The organism is Bacterioplanoides sp. (assembly GCF_965219715.1).
Lineage (GTDB): Bacteria > Pseudomonadota > Gammaproteobacteria > Pseudomonadales > Oceanobacteraceae > Bacterioplanoides.
In genome coordinates, this window is the sequence record NZ_OZ244785.1 from 3,503,237 (window position 1) to 3,521,419 (window position 18,183).

Below are 18,183 nucleotides of genomic sequence, written 5' to 3' on the forward strand. Positions count from 1 at the left end.
CCTTAGCGACGGGGCAGAAGAGGTGTGTCGTGGTTGTGATGGAAAATCACCGGCAGCTGCAGCAATCTGACCGGGCGAGGGTAACTTCCCTGTGCCACACTGGTTGCCATAATAACAACACAAGGCAGATAACTATGTCTGGTAACGATACTCAAGATAAGCGCCAGGTTGAGATCAAAGCCCGTCGTATGGCGTTTGATCTGGATGAGCCAATGCGTGAATACGCCATCGAAAACAACTCGCTGATCAGCACTTTCTTTTATGCCCTGTCGGCGATGTTTCCCGAGGGTGAACGCTTTTTTATTCACTCGGTACGACATTACCGTGACCAGGTAAAAGATCCGGTGTTAAAAGAGCAGATCCGCGGCTTTATTGGTCAGGAAGCCCATCACGGTCATTCTCATGAAGGCCTGAACGATAAGCTGGTTGGTATGGGCTTTCCGGTGGATAAAATTGTGGCGGTAATGGATAGCCGGGTGAAGTTTCTGAAAAAGTTCTCTCCGGAGCGGCAGTTGGCTGTCACCGTGGCGATGGAACACTTTACCGCAACTCTGGCTGAACAGATTCTCGAAAATCCGGAGTATTACGCCAATATTGATCCAACGCTGCGCAAGATGCTGATCTGGCACGCAGTGGAAGAAATCGAACATAAAGCCGTGGCCTTTGATGTGTATCGCCAGTTTGTGAATAACGAGTTTATGCGCAAGCGGGTGATGGTGCTGGCAGTCGGCAGCCTGTTATTCCGCCTGGCGAAATATCAGCGCATGTTGCTAAAAGCGAAGAAGCATCGGCCAAGCTGGAAAGAATGGAAACAGGCGTTTCACTTCTTCTGGAATAAGGAACACGGCATGATGCGTCATACCTTAAAAGCGCTGCTGCCTTTCTTTAAAACCGGCTTCCATCCCTGGGATATTGATCAGTTTGAACTGATTGATGGCTGGCAGGAGCGTTTCCCGGACGTGGCTGAACTGCAGATGTAAGCATCATCTCACACACAGGTAAAGAAACCGTCTGTTGCCTGTTATCACCAAACCGTTCCAGCAGCGCCCCCTACTCATTCCGGGGGCGCTTGCTATATTGGAGCCAGATTATTGAGGTTCCTGTGATGAACGAACACGAAAAAATTAATTACGTCGAATTTCCTGCTTGCGACATGAAAGCCACCCGCGACTTTTTTGTTGATGCCTTTGGCTGGCAGTTTCAGAATTTTGGCCCGGATTATATGGCGTTCTCTCGTCAGGGGATTGAAGGTGGTTTCTTCCGTGCCAGCTTACGCTCCTGCACGCAAAACGGCGCAGCTCTGATTGTGCTGTACAGTCAGAATCTGGAGCAAACCAAAGCCACCATCGAAAAAGCCGGTGGTCATATTGTTAAGGATATTTTTGAGTTTCCGGGAGGAAGGCGTTTTCACTTTGCCGAGCCCAGTGGAAATGAGCTGGCAGTCTGGAGCGATTGCTGAGCAGAGATGCCGGGCGGGTTAATGAATAACCCGCTCCTGAGGAATCACAAAGCTGAAAGTACTGCCTTTGCCAATCTCCGATTCTACTTCCAGCCAGGTATCGTGATGCTCCAGCGCATGTTTAACAATGGCCAGCCCCAGGCCTGAACCACCCACGGTTGATTCCCGTGAATCATCCACCCGATAAAAACGTTCTGTCAGACGGGTAATGTGCTCCGGAGGAATGCCTATACCCTGATCGGAAACACTGACACGAATGCCGTTGTCGTTTTCTTCAATACGGAACTGTACGTCGCTGCCATTACCGTATTTCACAGCGTTGGTAATCAGGTTGCTCAGCACCGAACTCATCTCATCATTAAAGCCGTCGATGGTAAATTCTTTATCACACTGGAACAGGATTTGTGACTCGCCGTATTCCTGCAGCTGGTCAACCACCGAGTGTCCCAGATTCTGCAGATTCAGGCGCTCACCTGCACGCTCAGTGTTGGCACTCTCCAGCTTCGATAATTCGATCAGATCGTTTACCAGACTTTTCATGCGCTGGCCCTGACTGTTCATCTGCCCCATGGCTTTGCTGAGACTGTTTGGCAATTCCATATCGCTGAACATTTCCAGATAGCCGGTGATAACCGTAAGAGGAGTACGCAGCTCGTGGGAAACATCGGCAATGAAGTTCTGACGCATAGTTTCGACACGCTTGCGCTCGGTGACGTCACGAATCAGCATGACCTTCTGATCAATACCAAACTGGGTGATCTGAACCTGAACGCTCAGCTGGGTGATGTTGTAGGTGTCGAACTGCAGAGAGTCTGAATAATCGCCTTTATCAAAGTATTTGATAAAACGTGGCGTCCGGATCAGGTTTTTGATGTGCTGGCCGGTATCTTCTTTTCGTAACGCCAGCAAGCGACTGGCCGCGGCGTTAAAGTTGGTGATGTAACCTTCTTTATCGATAACCACAACACCGTCGTGTAACGACTCGATGCCCTGGTTATAACGACGCAATTGCTTGGCTTGTTGCGCCAGTTTTCCTTTGAGGTTTTTCTCACGACGGATCAGTTTGTCGACGCTATAGCCAATCAGACCACTGTCCTGAGGTGCAGCACCCTGGCGATAGCTCCATTTATACAGAGCCCCCATCGTGCGCAACGAAATGACCAGCGCAATACTGACGCCGGCAAGCAGACCATACAGGGGTTGTTCCACCGTCCAGCCAGAGGCCAGACCCAGGGCGATTACCACGCCGGTTTTGGTTAATTCACCCTGCCAAGCAGATTGGTGCAATGTTCAAGCCTCACAACAGACGGACTTAACCGCCTTTATTATTCATCCGGACTAAAGCGATAACCGGCGCCACGCACGGTTTGAATCAGCTTGTCCTGATCTTCGATTGAAATTGCCTTCCGTAAGCGACGGATATGGACATCCACTGTGCGGTCTTCAACGTAAACGTTGCCGCCCCATACCCGGTCTAGCAATTGGGCGCGCGAGTATACGCGATTCGGATGTAGCATGAAAAATTCCAGTAAACGAAACTCGAGAGGACCAAGAGAAACGTCATTACCGGCAATGTTACAACCCTGGCTGGAACGATCCAGCTCAATTTTTCCCGCGCTTAACATGCCGTCACCGCTGGTATTGGTACGGCGCAGTACTGCGCGGATCCGGGCGATTAACTCGCGTGGAGAAAACGGCTTCACCACATAATCGTCGGCACCGGCATCCAGGCCGGAAATACGGTCATCTTCGTCACCACGAGCAGTCAGCAGAATCACCGGAATATCCGCGGTACGATCGTCACGCTTCAGCTTACGGGTTAATTCAATGCCTGACATCATTGGCATCATCCAGTCGAGCAGCACCAGATCGGGACGATCATTAATGATCATCTGATGCGCCAGAGCCCCATTGGCTGATAACTTAACGTTAAAGCCAGCCATCTCCAGGCTGGTCGAAATCATTTCTGAAATGGCTGGTTCGTCGTCCACGACCAGAATGTAGCCACTCATGCAGGGCTCCCGATTTTACGTGAAAAGTCCGGATTCAATTGTGACATTTTTATTAAGACCCTGCAGTGTCTATCTGCTACTTTTGCCCGAATGCTGGTCAGGGAAGATAAATTGAAGTTTTTCATAAACTTAGCGAAAAAAATGGTTGACGGATGGTCACTTGGTCATTAGTATTCGCAGCCACTTAGCCGCTATAGCTCAGTTGGTAGAGCAACTGACTTGTAATCAGTAGGTCCCGAGTTCGACTCTTGGTGGCGGCACCAGATACAATGCCGAGGGCTTCCGTAGAAATACGGAGGCCCTTGTCATTTCTAGGCTTCAGCCATATCTTAGTTCCCATAACGTCCGAAAAGATACCCCCTCATCCGAACAATTTAGGGGTATTTCTGGGGGTATAAGTTCGTACCCCGTTGTCAGATACCCCCAATTCATGGACGAAAACCGGGAAAAATCATGCTGACAGACACCAAAATCAAAGCTCTCAAACCCCGTGAAAAGCCGTTCAAAGTCTCTGACTCCGGGGGCCTATTCATCCTGGTAAACCCCAATGGCTCCAAATACTGGCGCATGAAATACCGCTGGTTAGGCAAAGAGAAATTATTGGCCGTTGGTGTCTACCCTAAAGTGTCACTGGCAAACGCCCGCAAAGTGCGTGATGAAGCCAAAGAGCAATTGGCTAACAGCATCGATCCAAGCCTTTATCGCCAGCATCAGAAAGCTAAGCGTGAGCTGGAAGCGGAAAACAGCTTTGCTGCTATTGCCCGGGAATGGCACGAGCGCCAATCAACCACCTGGGCAGCGATTACCGCTCGACGTATCTGGGCCATCTTAGAAAATGACATTCTGCCGTATCTGGGTAAGCGTCCAATTGCGGAACTACAGACCTTTGAGCTGGTGGGCTGCCTCAACCGTATTGTTGACCGTGGCGCATTGGAGACGGCGCATAAGGCCCGCCAGGTAATGAATCAGGTATGCCGCTTTGCCAAGCAGACCGGGCGACTGGAGCACAACCCGGCTTCTGACCTGGTTGGTGCCATTCCCCCGCAGAAGGTCAGCCACATGGCGGCGATTACAACGCCTGCTGAGTTTGGTCGGCTGCTGGTGGATATTGAGAGGTATCAGGGGACTCATATCATCCGTACGGCGCTGGCATTGGCCCCGTTACTGTTTCAGCGCCCTGGTGAACTGTGTGGTATGGAATGGTCGGAAATCGACTTAGAACAGGGCTTCTGGACGATTCCGCGCGAAAAGAAAAAGGAACGTAACCAAACCGAAGGCGACCACATAGTGCCTTTGTGTAAGCAGGCCCAGGCATTGCTCCGCGATATTCAGCCACTGACCGGCCACGGTAAATACGTTTTCCCGAACCAGCGTAACCATGAGAAAGCCATCACCCGGGAAGCGCTCAACAAAGCATTGCGGAACTTGGGGTATGACACTCGCCACCAGCAATGCGCCCACGGTTTCCGTGCCAGCGCCAGAACCATGTTGGATGAGCAGCTGGGCTTGCGTATTGAGTGGATCGAGCATCAGTTAGCCCACAAAGTGAAAGATGCCCTGGGTAATGCGTACAACCGGACGAAGCACCTGCCGGAGCGTATCGACATGATGCAACGCTGGGCGGACTACCTGGATAGCCTGAAGCGCCAGACTGTGGCGGGTAATGTGGTTTCGGGTGAATTCAGGAGTTCTGTAAGTGCTTGATTGTATCCGGTCTGAGCTTAGGGAGCACATCGAAAGCTGGGCAAGCCAAGTAATGAAATGGCCTGTTATCGGCTCTAAAGAATGGGTTGAACGCGTCATTCTTTCGGCTTCAGCGCCAGAAACTGCCCAAGCATGGAAAGCTGCTGAGTCATGGTGGTGTGATGACCCTCTGAAAGGTCAGCACTACTTATCATGGGCGGTGCGTGGGGCCTTAACTTACCAAACAGCTTCAACTCCCAATGAGGCTATTAAGTGGCGTGAGACTGTGCTGAAGCAACTGGAAGTTTTACAAGGTTTGGTAAGAAATACTCCAGATCAATACATGCAATGGTGGGGAAAATTTGGCGAAGCAGAAGCTGAGCGTATTACGGGGCTGCAGTCAGCATTTATGATTGAGCAGGTCTCAGAGGAAGCTCTGAATAATGAGGGTATTGAAGCTGCTCTCCTACCTCATGATTCAATTGAGACTATGATTCAATCACTGCTCACGACTTCATATAAGCAGGGAGTAACCCCTCTCAAGCCAAACTCAATATATGCAAACAGGTCATACTTTGTTCGCTCTTTGTCGGCCTTAATAAAACCAGTAACCAACGACTGGCCGAGTATAGTGTGCCAGCTGGCAACGGGAGTATTCGCATTGGATTTAAAACTCGATCAAGTTTTAACAATGGCTGAAAACATCGAAGCTGATGACCAAAGTAAAAAGTCTTTCGAGGGGGTTTATTACCCTCACTTAAAAGCTGGAAAGTAAACCTAATAAAAAACGAAGTTTACTTCCTGTTCTCTGCTTTTCTGAAACAGTTCAATAGCTCCTGCAACGTCCGATAACGTACATGGAGCATCCAAAATGACCGAGCGAATCTTACGTCTTCCAGAAGTTCAAAAGCTGGTGGGCTTATCCCGCACAACCCTTTACGACCGCATGGCGGCCGGTGAATTTCCGCGTCCTATTAAACTGGGTGGGCCTAATAGCCGCTCTGTTGGTTGGCCTGAGTCACTGGTTACGCAGTGGATCCAGCAGAAAGCAAAAGAAGCTGAGCAGTACCAGGCTGCATAAGGGGGAGAGCATGAAGAAAAACAGCAACACCCCGAAAGATGCTGCTGCCGTGTCCTGTCCTGACAAGGCTCAGTATAAACACCAACCAACTAAGCTGGAACTGGTTTTAGCGTATCTGATTAAGCATCGGAGCATGACACCCGGTGATGCAATGGCACACTGTGGCTGCTGGCGTTTAGCTGCCGTTATCCATACGCTGAAAAAGGCCGGAATATCGATTACCACGCAGCAAGAGCCACACGAGGGCGGTTTTCATGCTCGTTATTACCTGAATGACTCCGGAGCAGCTGAGCGCCACCAGCAACGACTGGCAGAACGTTCTGACAAAGGCAGGAGGGCGGCCGCATGAAGTGGTTCAAACACGAAAGTAATGCCAGTCAGGATGCCAAGCTGAAGAAACTGCGCAGGCGTCACGGTATGGCTGCAGTAGGCGTGTACTGGTACATACTTGAACGCATTATGACCGAGTGTGAGCCAGGCAATACCAGCCTGGCGCTTGAAGATGATATAGAAACTCTGGCGCTTGATTGTGATATGGGGGAAAACGACATATCTGAAATAACTGGCTACATGGTGGAGCTGAATTTACTGCAGGTTGGTCCGGATTCCTGTTTGGTCTGCCACCAGCTGGCTAAGCGATTTGATAAGTCCCAGTGCAACCACAGCATGCGTAATTTTGTCGATGCACTGCGATTGGAGCACGGCCACGAAACTGCGGCAAAGCCCAAGGTCATGACGAATCCTGACCCCGTCATGACCAGGTCAGGACAGATAAGAGAAGAAGAGATTAGAACAGATAACATCAGAGCAGATGAGAATAGTTCAGAAAAGTTGAGAGCAGATAACAGCAGTAGAGGCGGTTCGGTCGTACGCTGTGTTGTGGATAATTCAGGGCCATCTCTCAAAAGCGAATACCGGTATCAGTGCCGGTCAGGTGAATGGTTAGTGCCTGATGAGCTTATCCAGCAGTTGGCGAGCACTTTGCCGGAAGACTGGTTATTTAATCAGTTGGAAAAACTGCAAACTACTCTGTTGTAGGAGCATTCAGTCAGACATCAGCCAGCGACATGAGCACCAAAATAATCGGTTTGCTCAGCAGCTGGTGGAAGGCCGAAAAACTTAAAATAGTCGATGCTTTATGACGGAAGAGCGCTGAATGATATGGCTATGAAAATGATAATTTCTGGTTAAATCCTGGCCCGTCGTTTATTCATAATTGAATAATATTTGCGTCCTAGGACGTCCTATACGATACTAGTGAACACAACAATACTGTCTATATAACCAGTATCGCTTCTACCATTAACTAAATTGAGGGGGCAAAATGGCAATCAGCGCAATAGCTATCGCAAATGCTTTCATTGATTTGGGGAAGGAAAATGGTTGCACAGACCTTACGCCAATGAAGCTTCAAAAGCTGGTTTACTTCGCACATGGATGGAATTTGGCAGTATCAGATGAGTCGTTAATTGATGAGCAGGTAGAAGCTTGGCAATATGGGCCGGTCGTTGGCAGTATCTATCATGCTGCAAAAATGTTCGGTAACAGCTCTATTTCTCAGTACCTACTTGCACCTGCGATGTGCAGTAATGGAATTCCATCCTGGCAGCCGAAGCTACTCTCTTCAAGTGAAAGAAGTGCAGTGATGCCTCTGTTGAATTGGATTTGGAGCCAATATGGCCGATTTACTGGTGTTGCGCTGTCAAATATGACGCATGAAGAGAATACACCATGGAAAATTACCGTTGATACTCATGGCGGTAATATTCCAAGGAATACTGATATCGATATAGAAATTATTCGGAATCATTTCAAAATGGAGCTCGCGCAAGCACAAGCCCTCATCGGTGCTGCAACAAGAGTAGAGTAAGCCATATCAATGAGTGAGCAAGGAAGCAGTGGTTCTGAGCAAAAGAACCTATTCAGCGGGGGAGGCATCGAAGGTTTAAAAGACCTTATACTCAATCTATCCCCGCCTTCTGACTCAAGTAACAAGCCTGATAATTTAACTCGTCAAGAGTACGAAGACCTTGAGCTTCAGGAAAAAGCATACCAGCAGGCAATTAAAGACAATGAGTTAGCTAGTGCTAAGCAGCGGTTGAAGCAGCGGAAGAAAGAGCATAAGCAGCGAGTTAGTTACGCTTCTAAAATTTTCTGGTTAAGTTTGAGCTGGCTGGCTGCAGTGACTGCAATTACAGTTGCTTCTGGTGTTCGCTGCTTACCATTTGAGTTGTCTGATACCGTCCTTGTCACCCTTTTGACGACTACAACTGCAACAGTATTAGGCTTGTTTATCACTGTATTAAGATTTCTTTTTCAAGAGCCTAAGGACCCATAAAAAATTTAATTTCGCGGGTGTGAAAATTCGACTGAGGCCAACGGTCTCTGTACCTGAAACTCTGAACTTTTGACCCGCCCCCACCTTTGCCTGTTTCAGGCATGACGAATAGTGTGGCCACCAGCCAGCCCTGGCCATACGAGCCACAACAGCAGGCTACTGGAAGCAGAGCCTGCATCGAGATAGAGAAAGTTTGCCGCAGCCTGATCGAGGTGAGTCAGATGAATGAGAGCCTATGTATCCTTTGGTGTCAGAGCATCAAGCTGCTCTCTGATTAAGTCGGTACGTCGCTTTGTTTCGTCTCTCCAGGCATTCAGCTCGTCACTGTCGTCTAACCAGGCCTGACTACTGAGTTGTGCTTCTGGGTATTTCTTTTGTATGTGGGCCAGCGATTTGCGGGCAATATCCTCATCGCTGAACTCGATGGAAGCATGACTTATTAACTTCATGCCGGGTAGGTATTCAACTGTTAGTTGGATGGTGTAGCAGTCAGGCTTTGCTAAGTCATTGGATTTTTGTTGCTCATTCATATCGGATTCTCCGGGTCACTTTTCAAATTGGGGGTATATTTGGGGGTATTTATTCCCCGGTAATAACTATAAGCCCAGTTTGAATAGTACCCTCAGGAGTACATTCGACTCTTGGTGGCACCATATTAAAAAGCCCGTACAATGTACGGGCTTTTTTATGCCTGTTATTCAGAAGCGCATCGTTAGTTCAAGGCTGTAACTGTCCTGTTGCGGCACACTTAATGAGTAGCGCCATTCGCCTTTCTGGGGTTCTCCCTGATAAATATCCCACGCCGCTTCGGCTGCAAATTTCATAATGTCTTGGGATGAAGATGAAGCACCAACGCGCTCGTAGGCGGAATAGCTCCAGTGACTGGTCTGCGACCATGGCTGGATATCGGCATGTGGGTCATCGCTGGCAAAACAATCGGAGAAAGGACTCATCAGTGCAAAACAAGCCGCGCATGGGCGTAACCAGCGTTGTTTGCTCAGAGTGCGTTTCAGAGTTTGTTGTGAGATGTAGCCAAGCTTAACGAGAATTTCCCCCAGCCTCTGATCACTCTGACGCTGGCAATCGAGCGCCTGGCGCAATTGGGTCTGATCAATCAGCTGCTGCTTCAGCAGTAGTTGTCCTAACCGCTGGCGTGGGTCGCCGGGCAGGGCAGAGCCTGGATTGTTCCGTTTCATAGCCAGTCTGTCTCATTTCTGAATACGGTATTCAGAATGGCATATCGTTGCGGAATCACCATTGCAATTGGTTTGCTTTGCGTAGCGTTTCGTAACGCCGCCTCGCTTATCTACCGGTTGATGACTAGCCTTTTCAGCTAACTAGTTGATTCAGGTACAGTTTATGGAGTTAGTGAACTGGCTGGTTGGCCAGCTGCGACCTCATATTGACGATATTGCGGTGGCGATGATTGCCACAGCGTTGGTCATTTTTGGTGATCACATTAATGAACTGTTACGTTTTTTAGTAAAGCGGCAGCCGCTGTGGCTGAGGCTGGTGGCATTTATTGCCCTGTGTACTCTGGGGTATGGAGCCATCGCGGTATGGTTAACCCCGGTACTGGAGGGTTTCTTACGTGGCTTGCCCGGTTGGCAGATGTTGTTGCTTGTTATCACGGCTTTTATTGCAATTGCTTTGTTAGCGCAAAAACAGAAGAAGGTGTAAAAACAGAGCGTTTGTCGGTGGGGGATAAATGTTGGTAGAAGATAAAAGAAATACCAGGGCCTGAAAATAAATCGGGCGGCGCGGACATCCTGTCCGGCCGCCACAGCACCCTAAAACCGTCCTGGTTTAAGATCTTCCCTGCCGCCTTACCTTAGCGGTTGATCATTCCCTGACTGCTTCCCTAGCGTTTGATCGTCCCTGCGCTTCCCAGCGCTCATTCCATGTCCGCAATCCGTTGCGCCTGATCCTTCAGTACAGCCATCCCGGCTGGGTTCCATTCTTCCTTACAGCATCCTGCTGATCTTCCATGCGGCAATCATTGCCGTGTCCGGTTGAGGCTCCTGCCTCGGATCCATTTGGAGCTCCTGCCCCGGGTCCTTGTGAAGCTCCGCTTCAACCTTCCGTGTGATCATCCTGATCAGCCAACTCCTTGTCGGCGTTGCGTCCTGCGAGATAAAAGATAGCAAATTGAGGGCAGCGGGAAAGGACAATTTCTCTATACTGTGAAAGTGTTCCGAAATTTACTGTTGCATAAAAGCCTTTAAAAACAAGGGTTTGACGATATTTCTCGGTCGAAACCAGCAAATTGACGAAGTACTTTTATCGATATGTCGCACTACCTTGTGAGATATATCGCACACGCAGTTGGGAGAAAGTCTGCAGGGTGTTCTATGGCAGAAGCATTACAACCTAAAGTGTTACTACCACAGTGGATCTACTTAGCACTTGGGGCTGAGGCGATACCGTTGCTGAAGCGCGGTTTTTTACCGCTTCAGCCACTATCGGTGGACTATGCCCCATGGTTGTTACAACCTGCGCCGCAAGTCCGGACCCAGGTCAGCGAAAAAGAATACCTGGCTCATATGGAGCGGGAATTCGGCAAGTTGCCGGATTCATTGAAGGGGCTGCTGAACTTCGATCAGTTCCTGCAGCAGGCGCAGTCTAAACGTCGCGAGATCGAAGCGGCAATACGTAAAACGAGTGATCTGCAACAGCAGGCTAAGCAGCCAGACCCATCTGTCTGGCTGCAGCAATCGTTTTACTCACAGCCCTACCAGAGTCTCAGTTGGCAGCATAATCACAATGGCTATGGAGCAATCTGGCTGGCGATTGATCGTACTCAGCTGGAAGCGCAGATTTTGCCGGTTAGTTATCGTGATGATCAGCCCGCCCGTTACAGCGAGCGATTGATGTCGGCACCAATGGATCAGGCGCCGTTACAGCAATATCGCTTGTTGCTACAGAAAGATCAGCTGGACAAGTTTATCGATCTGGATGGCCGTCAGCAGGGCTTATTGCGGTTGCCACCTAAGGCTTTAAAGGCGGCGTTACTTGGCGCGCAGGTTTCTACGGCATTGAAGTCTGAGTTTTGTGATTTCTGGCGCATGGACTTCCGTTATCAGAGATCCATTCTGGCGCAGATGGTATGGCCGACGGGTGAATACCGCTTTGGCTTTGAGCGTTTATAGCGACGCAGGTATTCCTATACGTCGCTGACAACTCATTTTGCGTTGCTACTTTTTCTTTTGCTGAAATTCCGGCGAGTTAATCAGCCTGGAAAATGCTTGTGGGTCGGCCAGTTCACCATCCTCACGTAAAGGCGGATACGGCAGATTGTATTTCTTGCACAGCTTCAGCTCGACCGGACGACACCACTCAAACATCAGGCGGTTGTAAGTCTCATCATCAAGGCGACGCTCGTCGTATAAACCGGCTTTCTGACGTTGATGCTGAGCTTCGGTAAGAATAATGGCAGCAGCAACCGACACGTTAAACGACTCAACCATGCCCTGCATCGGGATAATCAGATGGTGATCTGCAAGCTCAGCTGCGGTATCGCTGATGCCTTCTTTTTCTGTGCCCATCATCAGAACGGTTGGCTGAGTAAAGTCATATTCGCGATAGTTCATCGCTTCATCACTCAGATGAGCGGCACACACTTTATAGCCCTTGGCCTGAAAGCCTTTAATAGCCGATTCAATATCAGGGTGTGTGTGCTTCTCAATCCAGGAATCCGACCCGGCCAGCGCTGCTGTTTTCAGACGAAACTCATCGTGTGGCCAAACGCAGTGCACTTCCGGAATCCCTACCGCATCACAGGTACGGGCGATGGCTGCGAGATTATGGGGCTTATACACCTCATCGGTTAATACGGTCAGATCCGGTTGACGCTTGGCCAGGGTTTCCTGAATTCGTTGCAGGCGTTCGGGTGTCATGCGGCAATATCTCCGGCTGAAAATGACGGGTGTAGTATTTGCGGGGCACGCATTGTATAAAAGCCGCGCGATTGATGCACGTTGTGGCTGCGTTGCATCTGTTCACTGATACAAAAGCCACGTTATCCAGGTTCGCAACAACAAAGGAATTAACAGATGAAAGGTAATCCACTGCTGGGTTGGGGATATGTCTGGCAAGGCGTAAAAAACATTGGTCAGCCGGGTCTGCGACGCTTTGTTGCACTGCCAATCCTGATTAACGCATTGCTGGTTTCGGCGCTGAGCTATTCCGGTATTCGCTGGCTCAACAGTGCGATTGAAGGCGTTGTCGGTTATTTGCCATCCTGGCTGGAGTGGCTCTACTGGATTGTTATGCCGCTGGCGGTCATCACCCTGTTATTAATTTTTGCCTACTTTTTCAGCGCTATCCTGGTGACCATCGCCAGTCCGTTTAATGGCATGCTGAGTGAGAAAGTGGAGCGCCAGCGGGGTGTGCAGATTGCCGATGAAAGTGTGGCCAGTATTGTAAAACGCACATTTGCTCGTGAGTGGACCAAGCTGAAATACATCCTGCCGCGCTATCTGGGATTGTTAATTCTGAGCTTTATCCCCGGGCTGAATCTCGCCAGCCCGTTTTTGTGGTTCTGGTTCGGCAGCTGGATTGTGGCGCTGCAATACATTGATTACTCGTTTGATAACCATGTTCGTAGCTTTGCTGACATGCGTGCTGCGCTGGCCACTCAACCGCTTACGGTACTGGGCTTTGGTGCAACCGTTGCCCTGTTAATGATGGTGCCGGTGCTTAACTGGTTTGTCATGCCTGCTGCGGTGATTGGTGCAACCTTACTGCGGATGGAGCAGATGCCGCTTAGTAACCCAATTGCTGATAAATCAGGCAAAGATGACTCAGTGAACTATGCTGACAGTAATACTGATCCTCTCAGGCTGACTGATGGCAAAACTGAAAATTCTGGTCGTGGATGATGCGGCGTTTATCCGTGACCTGGTAAAAAAAGCCGTAAAAGAAACCTACCCTGGCTGCGAGTTATTCGAAGCCATTGATGGTCGTAAGGCCATCAGCATCATGAATGCACAGGACATAAACCTGGTGTTATGTGACTGGGAGATGCCTGAATGTTCGGGCATCGAGGTACTGCAATGGATGCGTGCCGATGAGCGTTACAAGAAAGTCCCGTTTATGATGATCACCAGCCGGGGTGAACGTGATCATGTTATTAAAGCGGTGGAAGCCGGGGTGTCGGAATACATCGGCAAACCCTTCACTCGCGAGAATTTTGTCGCCAAGCTGAGCAAGCTGGTATTCAAACACCTGAAGATCAAGCCCAACCAAGATGCACGTCAGCATGCGACCGGTTTGGGTGGTGATTCGGCCAATGTTCTGGCAGCAGCCACTGCCAAACCCAATCCCAAAGAAGCAAAACCAGCCGCAGCCCAGGATATGGGCGGTGCATCAGTGCTGATGGGCAATACCAAATCAGCCAAGGTGGTGGATGAATCGGCGCCAGCGAAGGCCAGTAAAAAGCCGGCAGCGCGGGTCAAAGGGATTGTCAGTGTGCGCTTTGGTTCTGGTGGTACTGCCAAGCTGGTGATTAAGGATATTAATCTGCAGGAAATGCTAGGGGTGTTCCGTCGTGAAGGCAGCCTGCCTGCGCTGCTGGAACAAGTGGTACTCGATATCGTCGACAAAGAAGGTGGTGAAGTGGCCCGCATTAATGGTTATGTACGTATGATGCAGGCTCAGGAACCCCATGCGGATGCAGAAACGATTCAGATGCTGATTCGCTACGTTGACGATGATCCGGATAAGATGGCAACACTCTCGAAATACATCGCCAGCGTACGCTGAAACCCGATGATCCCGTCAGCGGCAGGCCGGTTTAGCTGAAGTCGTTCAGCATCGGCCTTCGCAGCAATCTTCAGAAATATCTTCCTTTAATAACCCCGGATTCTGCTCTTTCACCAGCGGTCCATACTCACAACGATCAGCCGGGAAATGGCCGCAGAATTCGCTGCCTTGACCCAATTCGCTGTGAATCTCCAGTTCTGCCTGATGACGCAACAATACGTGCTTAACAATCGCCAGCCCTAAGCCGGTGCCCCCGGTTTGGTTATTGCGGCTGGGGTCTGCGCGATAGAAGCGCTCGGTTAAACGCGGAATATGATGCTGGTCGATACCGGGGCCATCGTCTTTGACGCAGAACCAGGCTCCGTCATCGTTATGGAACCAGCGAATCCGGATGTTACCGCCGTCCTGGGTGTATTTTACCGCGTTAAATACCAGGTTCGAGAAGGCACTGCGCAGCTCATCTTCATAACCTTTGATCTGGTCGTCGCTTTGGATATCCAGGGTGATGTGATGCTCACGTTCACCACTCAAAGCCCGGGCGTCAGCAGCAATACACTGCAACATCGGCGTAATGGCTACCTGATCTGGCTGTTGCTGGTGGCTGGTTTCCAGCCGCGACAGCATCAGTAAGTCGGTAATCAGATTTTCCATGCGTCGGCTTTGCTGGCTCATTTGCGAAATCATGCGTCCCCAGCGGGGTGGCAAACTCTCAGCCGCCATATCCATTGTTTCGATGTAACCTGACACTACCGTCAGTGGTGTTCGTAACTCATGACTGACATTGGCAACGAAGTCTTTACGCATCTCCTCCAGCTGTTTCAGCCGGGTTATGTCATGTACCAGCATCAGGCGGTCTTTGCGGCCAAATAAGGTGATATTAAATTGCAGCTGCAGTTGTGGATTAACCGGCGATGGAATGGACAATGGCTCGTCGTAATGAACACCATCGAAGTAGTCTTTAAACAACGGGTTACGAATTAAGTTGGTGATTGGTTGACCAACATCCACCGGCGCCTGTAACCCGAGAAAATCTCCCGCCGCGCGGTTCCACCATTCCAGGTTGCCCTGACTGTCGACCATCAATACGGCATCCTGTAGCGCTGCGGTCGAGTCCTGAATGCGGTTAATTATGGCTTGCAGGCGTTGCTGATGTTTCTGGCTGCGTTGCTGCAGGCGTTGGGTCTCGCGGAAGATGCCGCCCCAGATTCCGATGGTGGAGGGCAATTGGCCGGCTTGCTCCTGCTGCAGCCATTTCTGCAGGCGATACAGTTGCAGCCACTGCCAGATGATATAAACGCTGCAGGTGATGGCGAAGGCCAGTTCCATCTGATTGAAGTGATAACCAACGCCGAGGGCGGTGGCCAGCAACAGCAATATACGGCGCAGCTCCCTGCGCCATACCGGATTCATAATGCGTTATGACGCTTTGGTGGAGAAGCGGTAACCGGTGCCACGTACAGTCTGGATCAGGTGATCATGGGCATCACCCAGAGCTTTACGTAAGCGACGAATATGAACATCGACAGTGCGCTCTTCAACGTAAACGTTGCCGCCCCAGACCTGATCGAGCAGTTGAGCGCGCGAGTAGGCACGTTCCTGGTGGGTCATAAAGAATTGCAGCAAACGATATTCAGTCGGGCCAATATCAATTGGATCTTCATGAGACATTACGCGGTGACAAACCGGATCCAGCACCAGGCCACCGACTTCGATCGGCTCTTCGATACCCTGAGGCGTGGCACGACGTAACACCGCTTTCAGACGGGCAACCAGCTCACGTGGTGAGAAAGGTTTGGTGATGTAATCATCGGCGCCGGCTTCCAGTCCCTGCACTTTATTATCTTCTTCGCCTTTGGCGGTCAGCATAATAATCGGCAGTTCAGCGGTCAGCTCTTCGCGCTTCAGGCGACGGGCGAATTCAACGCCACTGGTACCGGGTAACATCCAGTCCAGCAGAATCATGTCGGGTTTCTGGTCAACAACGTGTGCATGGGCTTCCTGAGCGGTCGCTGCTTCCAGGCATTCATAACCAGCCATTTCCAGTGCTACTGCAATCATCTCACGAATAGGTGCTTCGTCATCGACGATCAGTACGGTTTTACCTGCTTTGCTCATAGTCTTGGTCACGCAAGTGTAATAATCGATAATGCGGCGGTATTACACTGGGGTAATGTTACAAGCATGTGACAGGGGCGTTATTACTTACTATTTTCGCAACAATACTGTCTTATTGGGTGGGCAAAGCGGGTATCTGCTGACGGTTATTTCAGCAGATAGTGGGCGACAAAACCGATCCAGATAATCAGGCCAAACCAGTGGCTCTGACGGAAGATTGCGAAGCAAATATCACGCTCGCGCGAGCGGATGCTCCATACCTGCCAGGCCATAAATACAGCACCTCCCAGCAGGCATACATAATACGGCCAGCTCATTTCTAATTGACTGCCAGCCAGCAGTAATGCAAATACCGCCAGACCTTTCAGTATCGCAACCATGGCGATATCCAGGTCGCCAAACAACACTGCGGTGGATTTCACTCCGATTTTCAGATCGTCATCACGATCGACCATGGCATATACCGTATCGTAAGCCACCGTCCAGCTTAAATTAGCCATATACAGCAGCCAGACTACGGCGGGTAATTCGTTGCTCTGGGCGGCAAAAGCCATAGGGATGGCCCAGGAAAACGCGGCGCCCAACACCACCTGAGGCAGGTGAGTATGGCGTTTCATAAAAGGGTAGAGCGAGGCTAAAGCCAGGCCACCGAATGACAGCAATACCGTGAATTGGTTGGTGAACAACACCAGCACAAACGCCAGCAGAATTAATACGGCAAAGGTGATCAGTGCTTCTTTCGCTGTAATTTTGCCGGTGGCCAGAGGGCGACCGTTGGTACGCTTAACATGGCCATCAATTTTACGATCAGCAAAGTCGTTGATGACACAACCGGCGGAGCGCATCAGAAAAACACCAAGGACAAAAATCAGCACATTAGCGAAGTCTGGTTGCCCGTCTCCGGCTACCCACAATGCCCACAAAGTTGGCCATAACAGCAGATAGGAGCCAACCGGTTTATCGATGCGGGTTAGTTGTACCCAGTCAAACCAGCGTGGCAAATGGCGATCCAGTTGCTGGCGCAACGGTTGTGTCAGAGCATTCATGGGCGTTAGCCGTTATACAAAGTCGTGTAATTGGGCAGTAAATGCCTCGGATACCATTAACGGTTTGTGGCCGAGGGTGAATACTGAATGGCGGCACCATTCTAGCCCTAATTGATTGGGATTGCAGTGGGACACCGCCAGCGGCTGGCGTTGCAGATTAGGCTGTTGAAACAAATAGCTGCCGAGCGACTTTTCGCCCAGATGTTGCAGGCGTTTTTCTTTGCCTTGCAGGGTTTGCTGAGGTATCGCGGTGCGGGCGTATACCAGCGCCACATCGTCCACTTTCAACACCACTTCCCGTACCCAGACTCTGGCCTGATGACTCAGTGCTAAGCGCTGGCGCTCAAGTTGGGTTGGTGTGCCCTGAAACTCACGCAGAATTTCGACCCGGAAATTGCCCAGGCGACACAGTCTGGCGGTCAGTGACCCGGTGTCGAGTAACCAGTCACGCCAGAACGCAGGCAGGCAGCAAGCCGCCATATGATTGCGGGTTGACCAGTCGGGAACCAGAGGGTGCAGAATGGAGTTGAGAGTGTTGCTGTTCATCGCCGCGCAGGATGCGCCAAAGGCACTGTTTTCGCAAGGGAAAGCGCAGTATTTTAGTGATCAGGCCCATGCTGACGCCTTTTTACCCAGCATTTGCCCGGAAAAGACCGTTGATTTTAACGCCTCAGGTGCGTAGTTTT

At 50.3% G+C, this 18,183-nt stretch carries 23 protein-coding genes and 1 tRNA gene; 15 read left to right on the top strand and 9 right to left on the bottom strand.

Annotated features, from left to right (window positions below; translation table 11 throughout):
* The first annotated feature begins 134 nt into the window (after positions 1-134).
* The gene (locus ACOQOZ_RS16305; RefSeq protein ID WP_420589210.1) at positions 135-980 is read left to right on the top strand and encodes a metal-dependent hydrolase; all 846 of its coding nucleotides are present in this window, start codon (positions 135-137) and stop codon (positions 978-980) included.
* 125 nt (positions 981-1,105) lie between these two features.
* The gene (locus ACOQOZ_RS16310; protein WP_420589211.1) at positions 1,106-1,459 is read left to right on the top strand and encodes a VOC family protein; all 354 of its coding nucleotides are present in this window, start codon (positions 1,106-1,108) and stop codon (positions 1,457-1,459) included.
* Positions 1,460-1,477: 18 nt separating this feature from the next.
* On the opposite strand, the gene phoR (ACOQOZ_RS16315) is transcribed toward ACOQOZ_RS16310, so the two are convergent.
* Positions 1,478-2,746: a phosphate regulon sensor histidine kinase PhoR gene (phoR, locus tag ACOQOZ_RS16315; protein WP_420589212.1), complete on the bottom strand. Its 1,269-nt coding sequence runs from the start codon at positions 2,744-2,746 to the stop codon at positions 1,478-1,480.
* Positions 2,747-2,784: 38 nt separating this feature from the next.
* Positions 2,785-3,471, bottom strand: coding sequence for a phosphate regulon transcriptional regulator PhoB (gene phoB / locus ACOQOZ_RS16320; RefSeq protein ID WP_420589213.1), 687 nt, complete (start codon positions 3,469-3,471; stop codon positions 2,785-2,787).
* A 187-nt stretch (positions 3,472-3,658) separates the two neighbouring features.
* Here phoB (ACOQOZ_RS16320) and ACOQOZ_RS16325 point away from each other — a divergent pair.
* The 8 genes from ACOQOZ_RS16325 (at position 3,659) to ACOQOZ_RS16360 (ending at position 8,573) form a co-directional block, all read left to right on the top strand.
* Positions 3,659-3,734: transfer RNA gene (locus tag ACOQOZ_RS16325), tRNA-Thr, on the top strand.
* A gap of 190 nt (positions 3,735-3,924) precedes the next feature.
* Entirely contained in the window at positions 3,925-5,175 is a 1,251-nt protein-coding gene (locus tag ACOQOZ_RS16330; RefSeq protein WP_420589214.1) for a tyrosine-type recombinase/integrase, read from the top strand.
* Positions 5,176-5,227: 52 nt separating this feature from the next.
* Positions 5,228-5,929: a hypothetical protein gene (locus tag ACOQOZ_RS16335; RefSeq protein WP_420589215.1), complete on the top strand. Its 702-nt coding sequence runs from the start codon at positions 5,228-5,230 to the stop codon at positions 5,927-5,929.
* Between the two features lie 96 nt (positions 5,930-6,025).
* The gene (locus ACOQOZ_RS16340) at positions 6,026-6,235 is read left to right on the top strand and encodes a helix-turn-helix transcriptional regulator (RefSeq protein ID WP_420589216.1); all 210 of its coding nucleotides are present in this window, start codon (positions 6,026-6,028) and stop codon (positions 6,233-6,235) included.
* Positions 6,236-6,245: 10 nt separating this feature from the next.
* Positions 6,246-6,584: a helix-turn-helix domain-containing protein gene (locus tag ACOQOZ_RS16345; RefSeq protein WP_420589217.1), complete on the top strand. Its 339-nt coding sequence runs from the start codon at positions 6,246-6,248 to the stop codon at positions 6,582-6,584.
* On the top strand, positions 6,581-7,273 hold the full coding sequence (locus ACOQOZ_RS16350; RefSeq protein ID WP_420589218.1) for a Lin1244/Lin1753 domain-containing protein: 693 nt from the start codon (positions 6,581-6,583) through the stop codon (positions 7,271-7,273). Before ACOQOZ_RS16345 ends, ACOQOZ_RS16350 begins: the two co-directional genes overlap by 4 nt.
* A gap of 286 nt (positions 7,274-7,559) precedes the next feature.
* Positions 7,560-8,105, top strand: a complete 546-nt coding sequence (locus ACOQOZ_RS16355; protein ID WP_420589219.1) for a Panacea domain-containing protein — start codon at positions 7,560-7,562, stop codon at positions 8,103-8,105.
* 9 nt (positions 8,106-8,114) lie between these two features.
* Positions 8,115-8,573, top strand: a complete 459-nt coding sequence (locus tag ACOQOZ_RS16360) for a hypothetical protein (protein ID WP_420589220.1) — start codon at positions 8,115-8,117, stop codon at positions 8,571-8,573.
* A 233-nt stretch (positions 8,574-8,806) separates the two neighbouring features.
* Here ACOQOZ_RS16360 and ACOQOZ_RS16365 read toward each other — a convergent pair whose 3' ends face one another.
* Complete coding sequence (locus ACOQOZ_RS16365) at positions 8,807-9,103, bottom strand: hypothetical protein (RefSeq protein WP_420589221.1); 297 nt, start codon at positions 9,101-9,103, stop codon at positions 8,807-8,809.
* A gap of 168 nt (positions 9,104-9,271) precedes the next feature.
* A complete protein-coding gene (locus tag ACOQOZ_RS16370) occupies positions 9,272-9,769 on the bottom strand; it encodes a hypothetical protein (protein WP_420589222.1) in 498 nt (165 codons plus the stop codon).
* Positions 9,770-9,932: 163 nt separating this feature from the next.
* On the opposite strand from ACOQOZ_RS16370, the gene ACOQOZ_RS16375 reads away from it, so the two are divergent.
* Positions 9,933-10,253 (top strand): DUF3392 family protein, encoded by a 321-nt coding sequence (locus ACOQOZ_RS16375; RefSeq protein ID WP_420589223.1) that lies wholly within the window; start codon positions 9,933-9,935, stop codon positions 10,251-10,253.
* 671 nt (positions 10,254-10,924) lie between these two features.
* A complete protein-coding gene (locus ACOQOZ_RS16380) occupies positions 10,925-11,722 on the top strand; it encodes a hypothetical protein (RefSeq protein WP_420589224.1) in 798 nt (265 codons plus the stop codon).
* 45 nt (positions 11,723-11,767) lie between these two features.
* On the opposite strand, the gene trmH is transcribed toward ACOQOZ_RS16380, so the two are convergent.
* Positions 11,768-12,469 (bottom strand): tRNA (guanosine(18)-2'-O)-methyltransferase TrmH, encoded by a 702-nt coding sequence (gene trmH / locus ACOQOZ_RS16385; RefSeq protein ID WP_420589225.1) that lies wholly within the window; start codon positions 12,467-12,469, stop codon positions 11,768-11,770.
* 156 nt (positions 12,470-12,625) lie between these two features.
* Here trmH and cysZ point away from each other — a divergent pair, with 156 nt between their 5' ends.
* A complete protein-coding gene (cysZ, locus tag ACOQOZ_RS16390) occupies positions 12,626-13,453 on the top strand; it encodes a sulfate transporter CysZ (protein ID WP_420589226.1) in 828 nt (275 codons plus the stop codon).
* A complete protein-coding gene (locus tag ACOQOZ_RS16395; protein ID WP_420589227.1) occupies positions 13,422-14,336 on the top strand; it encodes a response regulator in 915 nt (304 codons plus the stop codon). Before cysZ ends, ACOQOZ_RS16395 begins: the two co-directional genes overlap by 32 nt.
* Positions 14,337-14,381: 45 nt before the next feature.
* Here the strand turns inward: ACOQOZ_RS16395 and phoR (ACOQOZ_RS16400) are convergent, their stop codons facing one another.
* From phoR (ACOQOZ_RS16400) to ACOQOZ_RS16415, 4 genes are all read right to left on the bottom strand, one after another.
* The gene (phoR, locus tag ACOQOZ_RS16400; RefSeq protein ID WP_420589228.1) at positions 14,382-15,746 is read right to left on the bottom strand and encodes a phosphate regulon sensor histidine kinase PhoR; all 1,365 of its coding nucleotides are present in this window, start codon (positions 15,744-15,746) and stop codon (positions 14,382-14,384) included.
* 6 nt (positions 15,747-15,752) lie between these two features.
* Positions 15,753-16,451, bottom strand: coding sequence for a phosphate regulon transcriptional regulator PhoB (phoB, locus tag ACOQOZ_RS16405; RefSeq protein ID WP_420589229.1), 699 nt, complete (start codon positions 16,449-16,451; stop codon positions 15,753-15,755).
* A gap of 146 nt (positions 16,452-16,597) precedes the next feature.
* Positions 16,598-17,497 (bottom strand): 4-hydroxybenzoate octaprenyltransferase, encoded by a 900-nt coding sequence (gene ubiA, locus ACOQOZ_RS16410; protein ID WP_420589230.1) that lies wholly within the window; start codon positions 17,495-17,497, stop codon positions 16,598-16,600.
* Between the two features lie 12 nt (positions 17,498-17,509).
* Positions 17,510-18,043 carry a chorismate--pyruvate lyase family protein gene (locus tag ACOQOZ_RS16415; protein WP_420589231.1) on the bottom strand — a complete coding sequence of 178 codons (534 nt, stop codon included), beginning with the start codon at positions 18,041-18,043 and terminating at the stop codon, positions 17,510-17,512.
* On the opposite strand from ACOQOZ_RS16415, the gene ACOQOZ_RS16420 reads away from it, so the two are divergent.
* On the top strand, positions 18,030-18,179 hold the full coding sequence (locus ACOQOZ_RS16420; RefSeq protein WP_420589232.1) for a hypothetical protein: 150 nt from the start codon (positions 18,030-18,032) through the stop codon (positions 18,177-18,179). The two genes, ACOQOZ_RS16415 and ACOQOZ_RS16420, sit on opposite strands and share 14 nt — an antisense overlap.
* Positions 18,180-18,183: the final 4 nt, after the last annotated feature.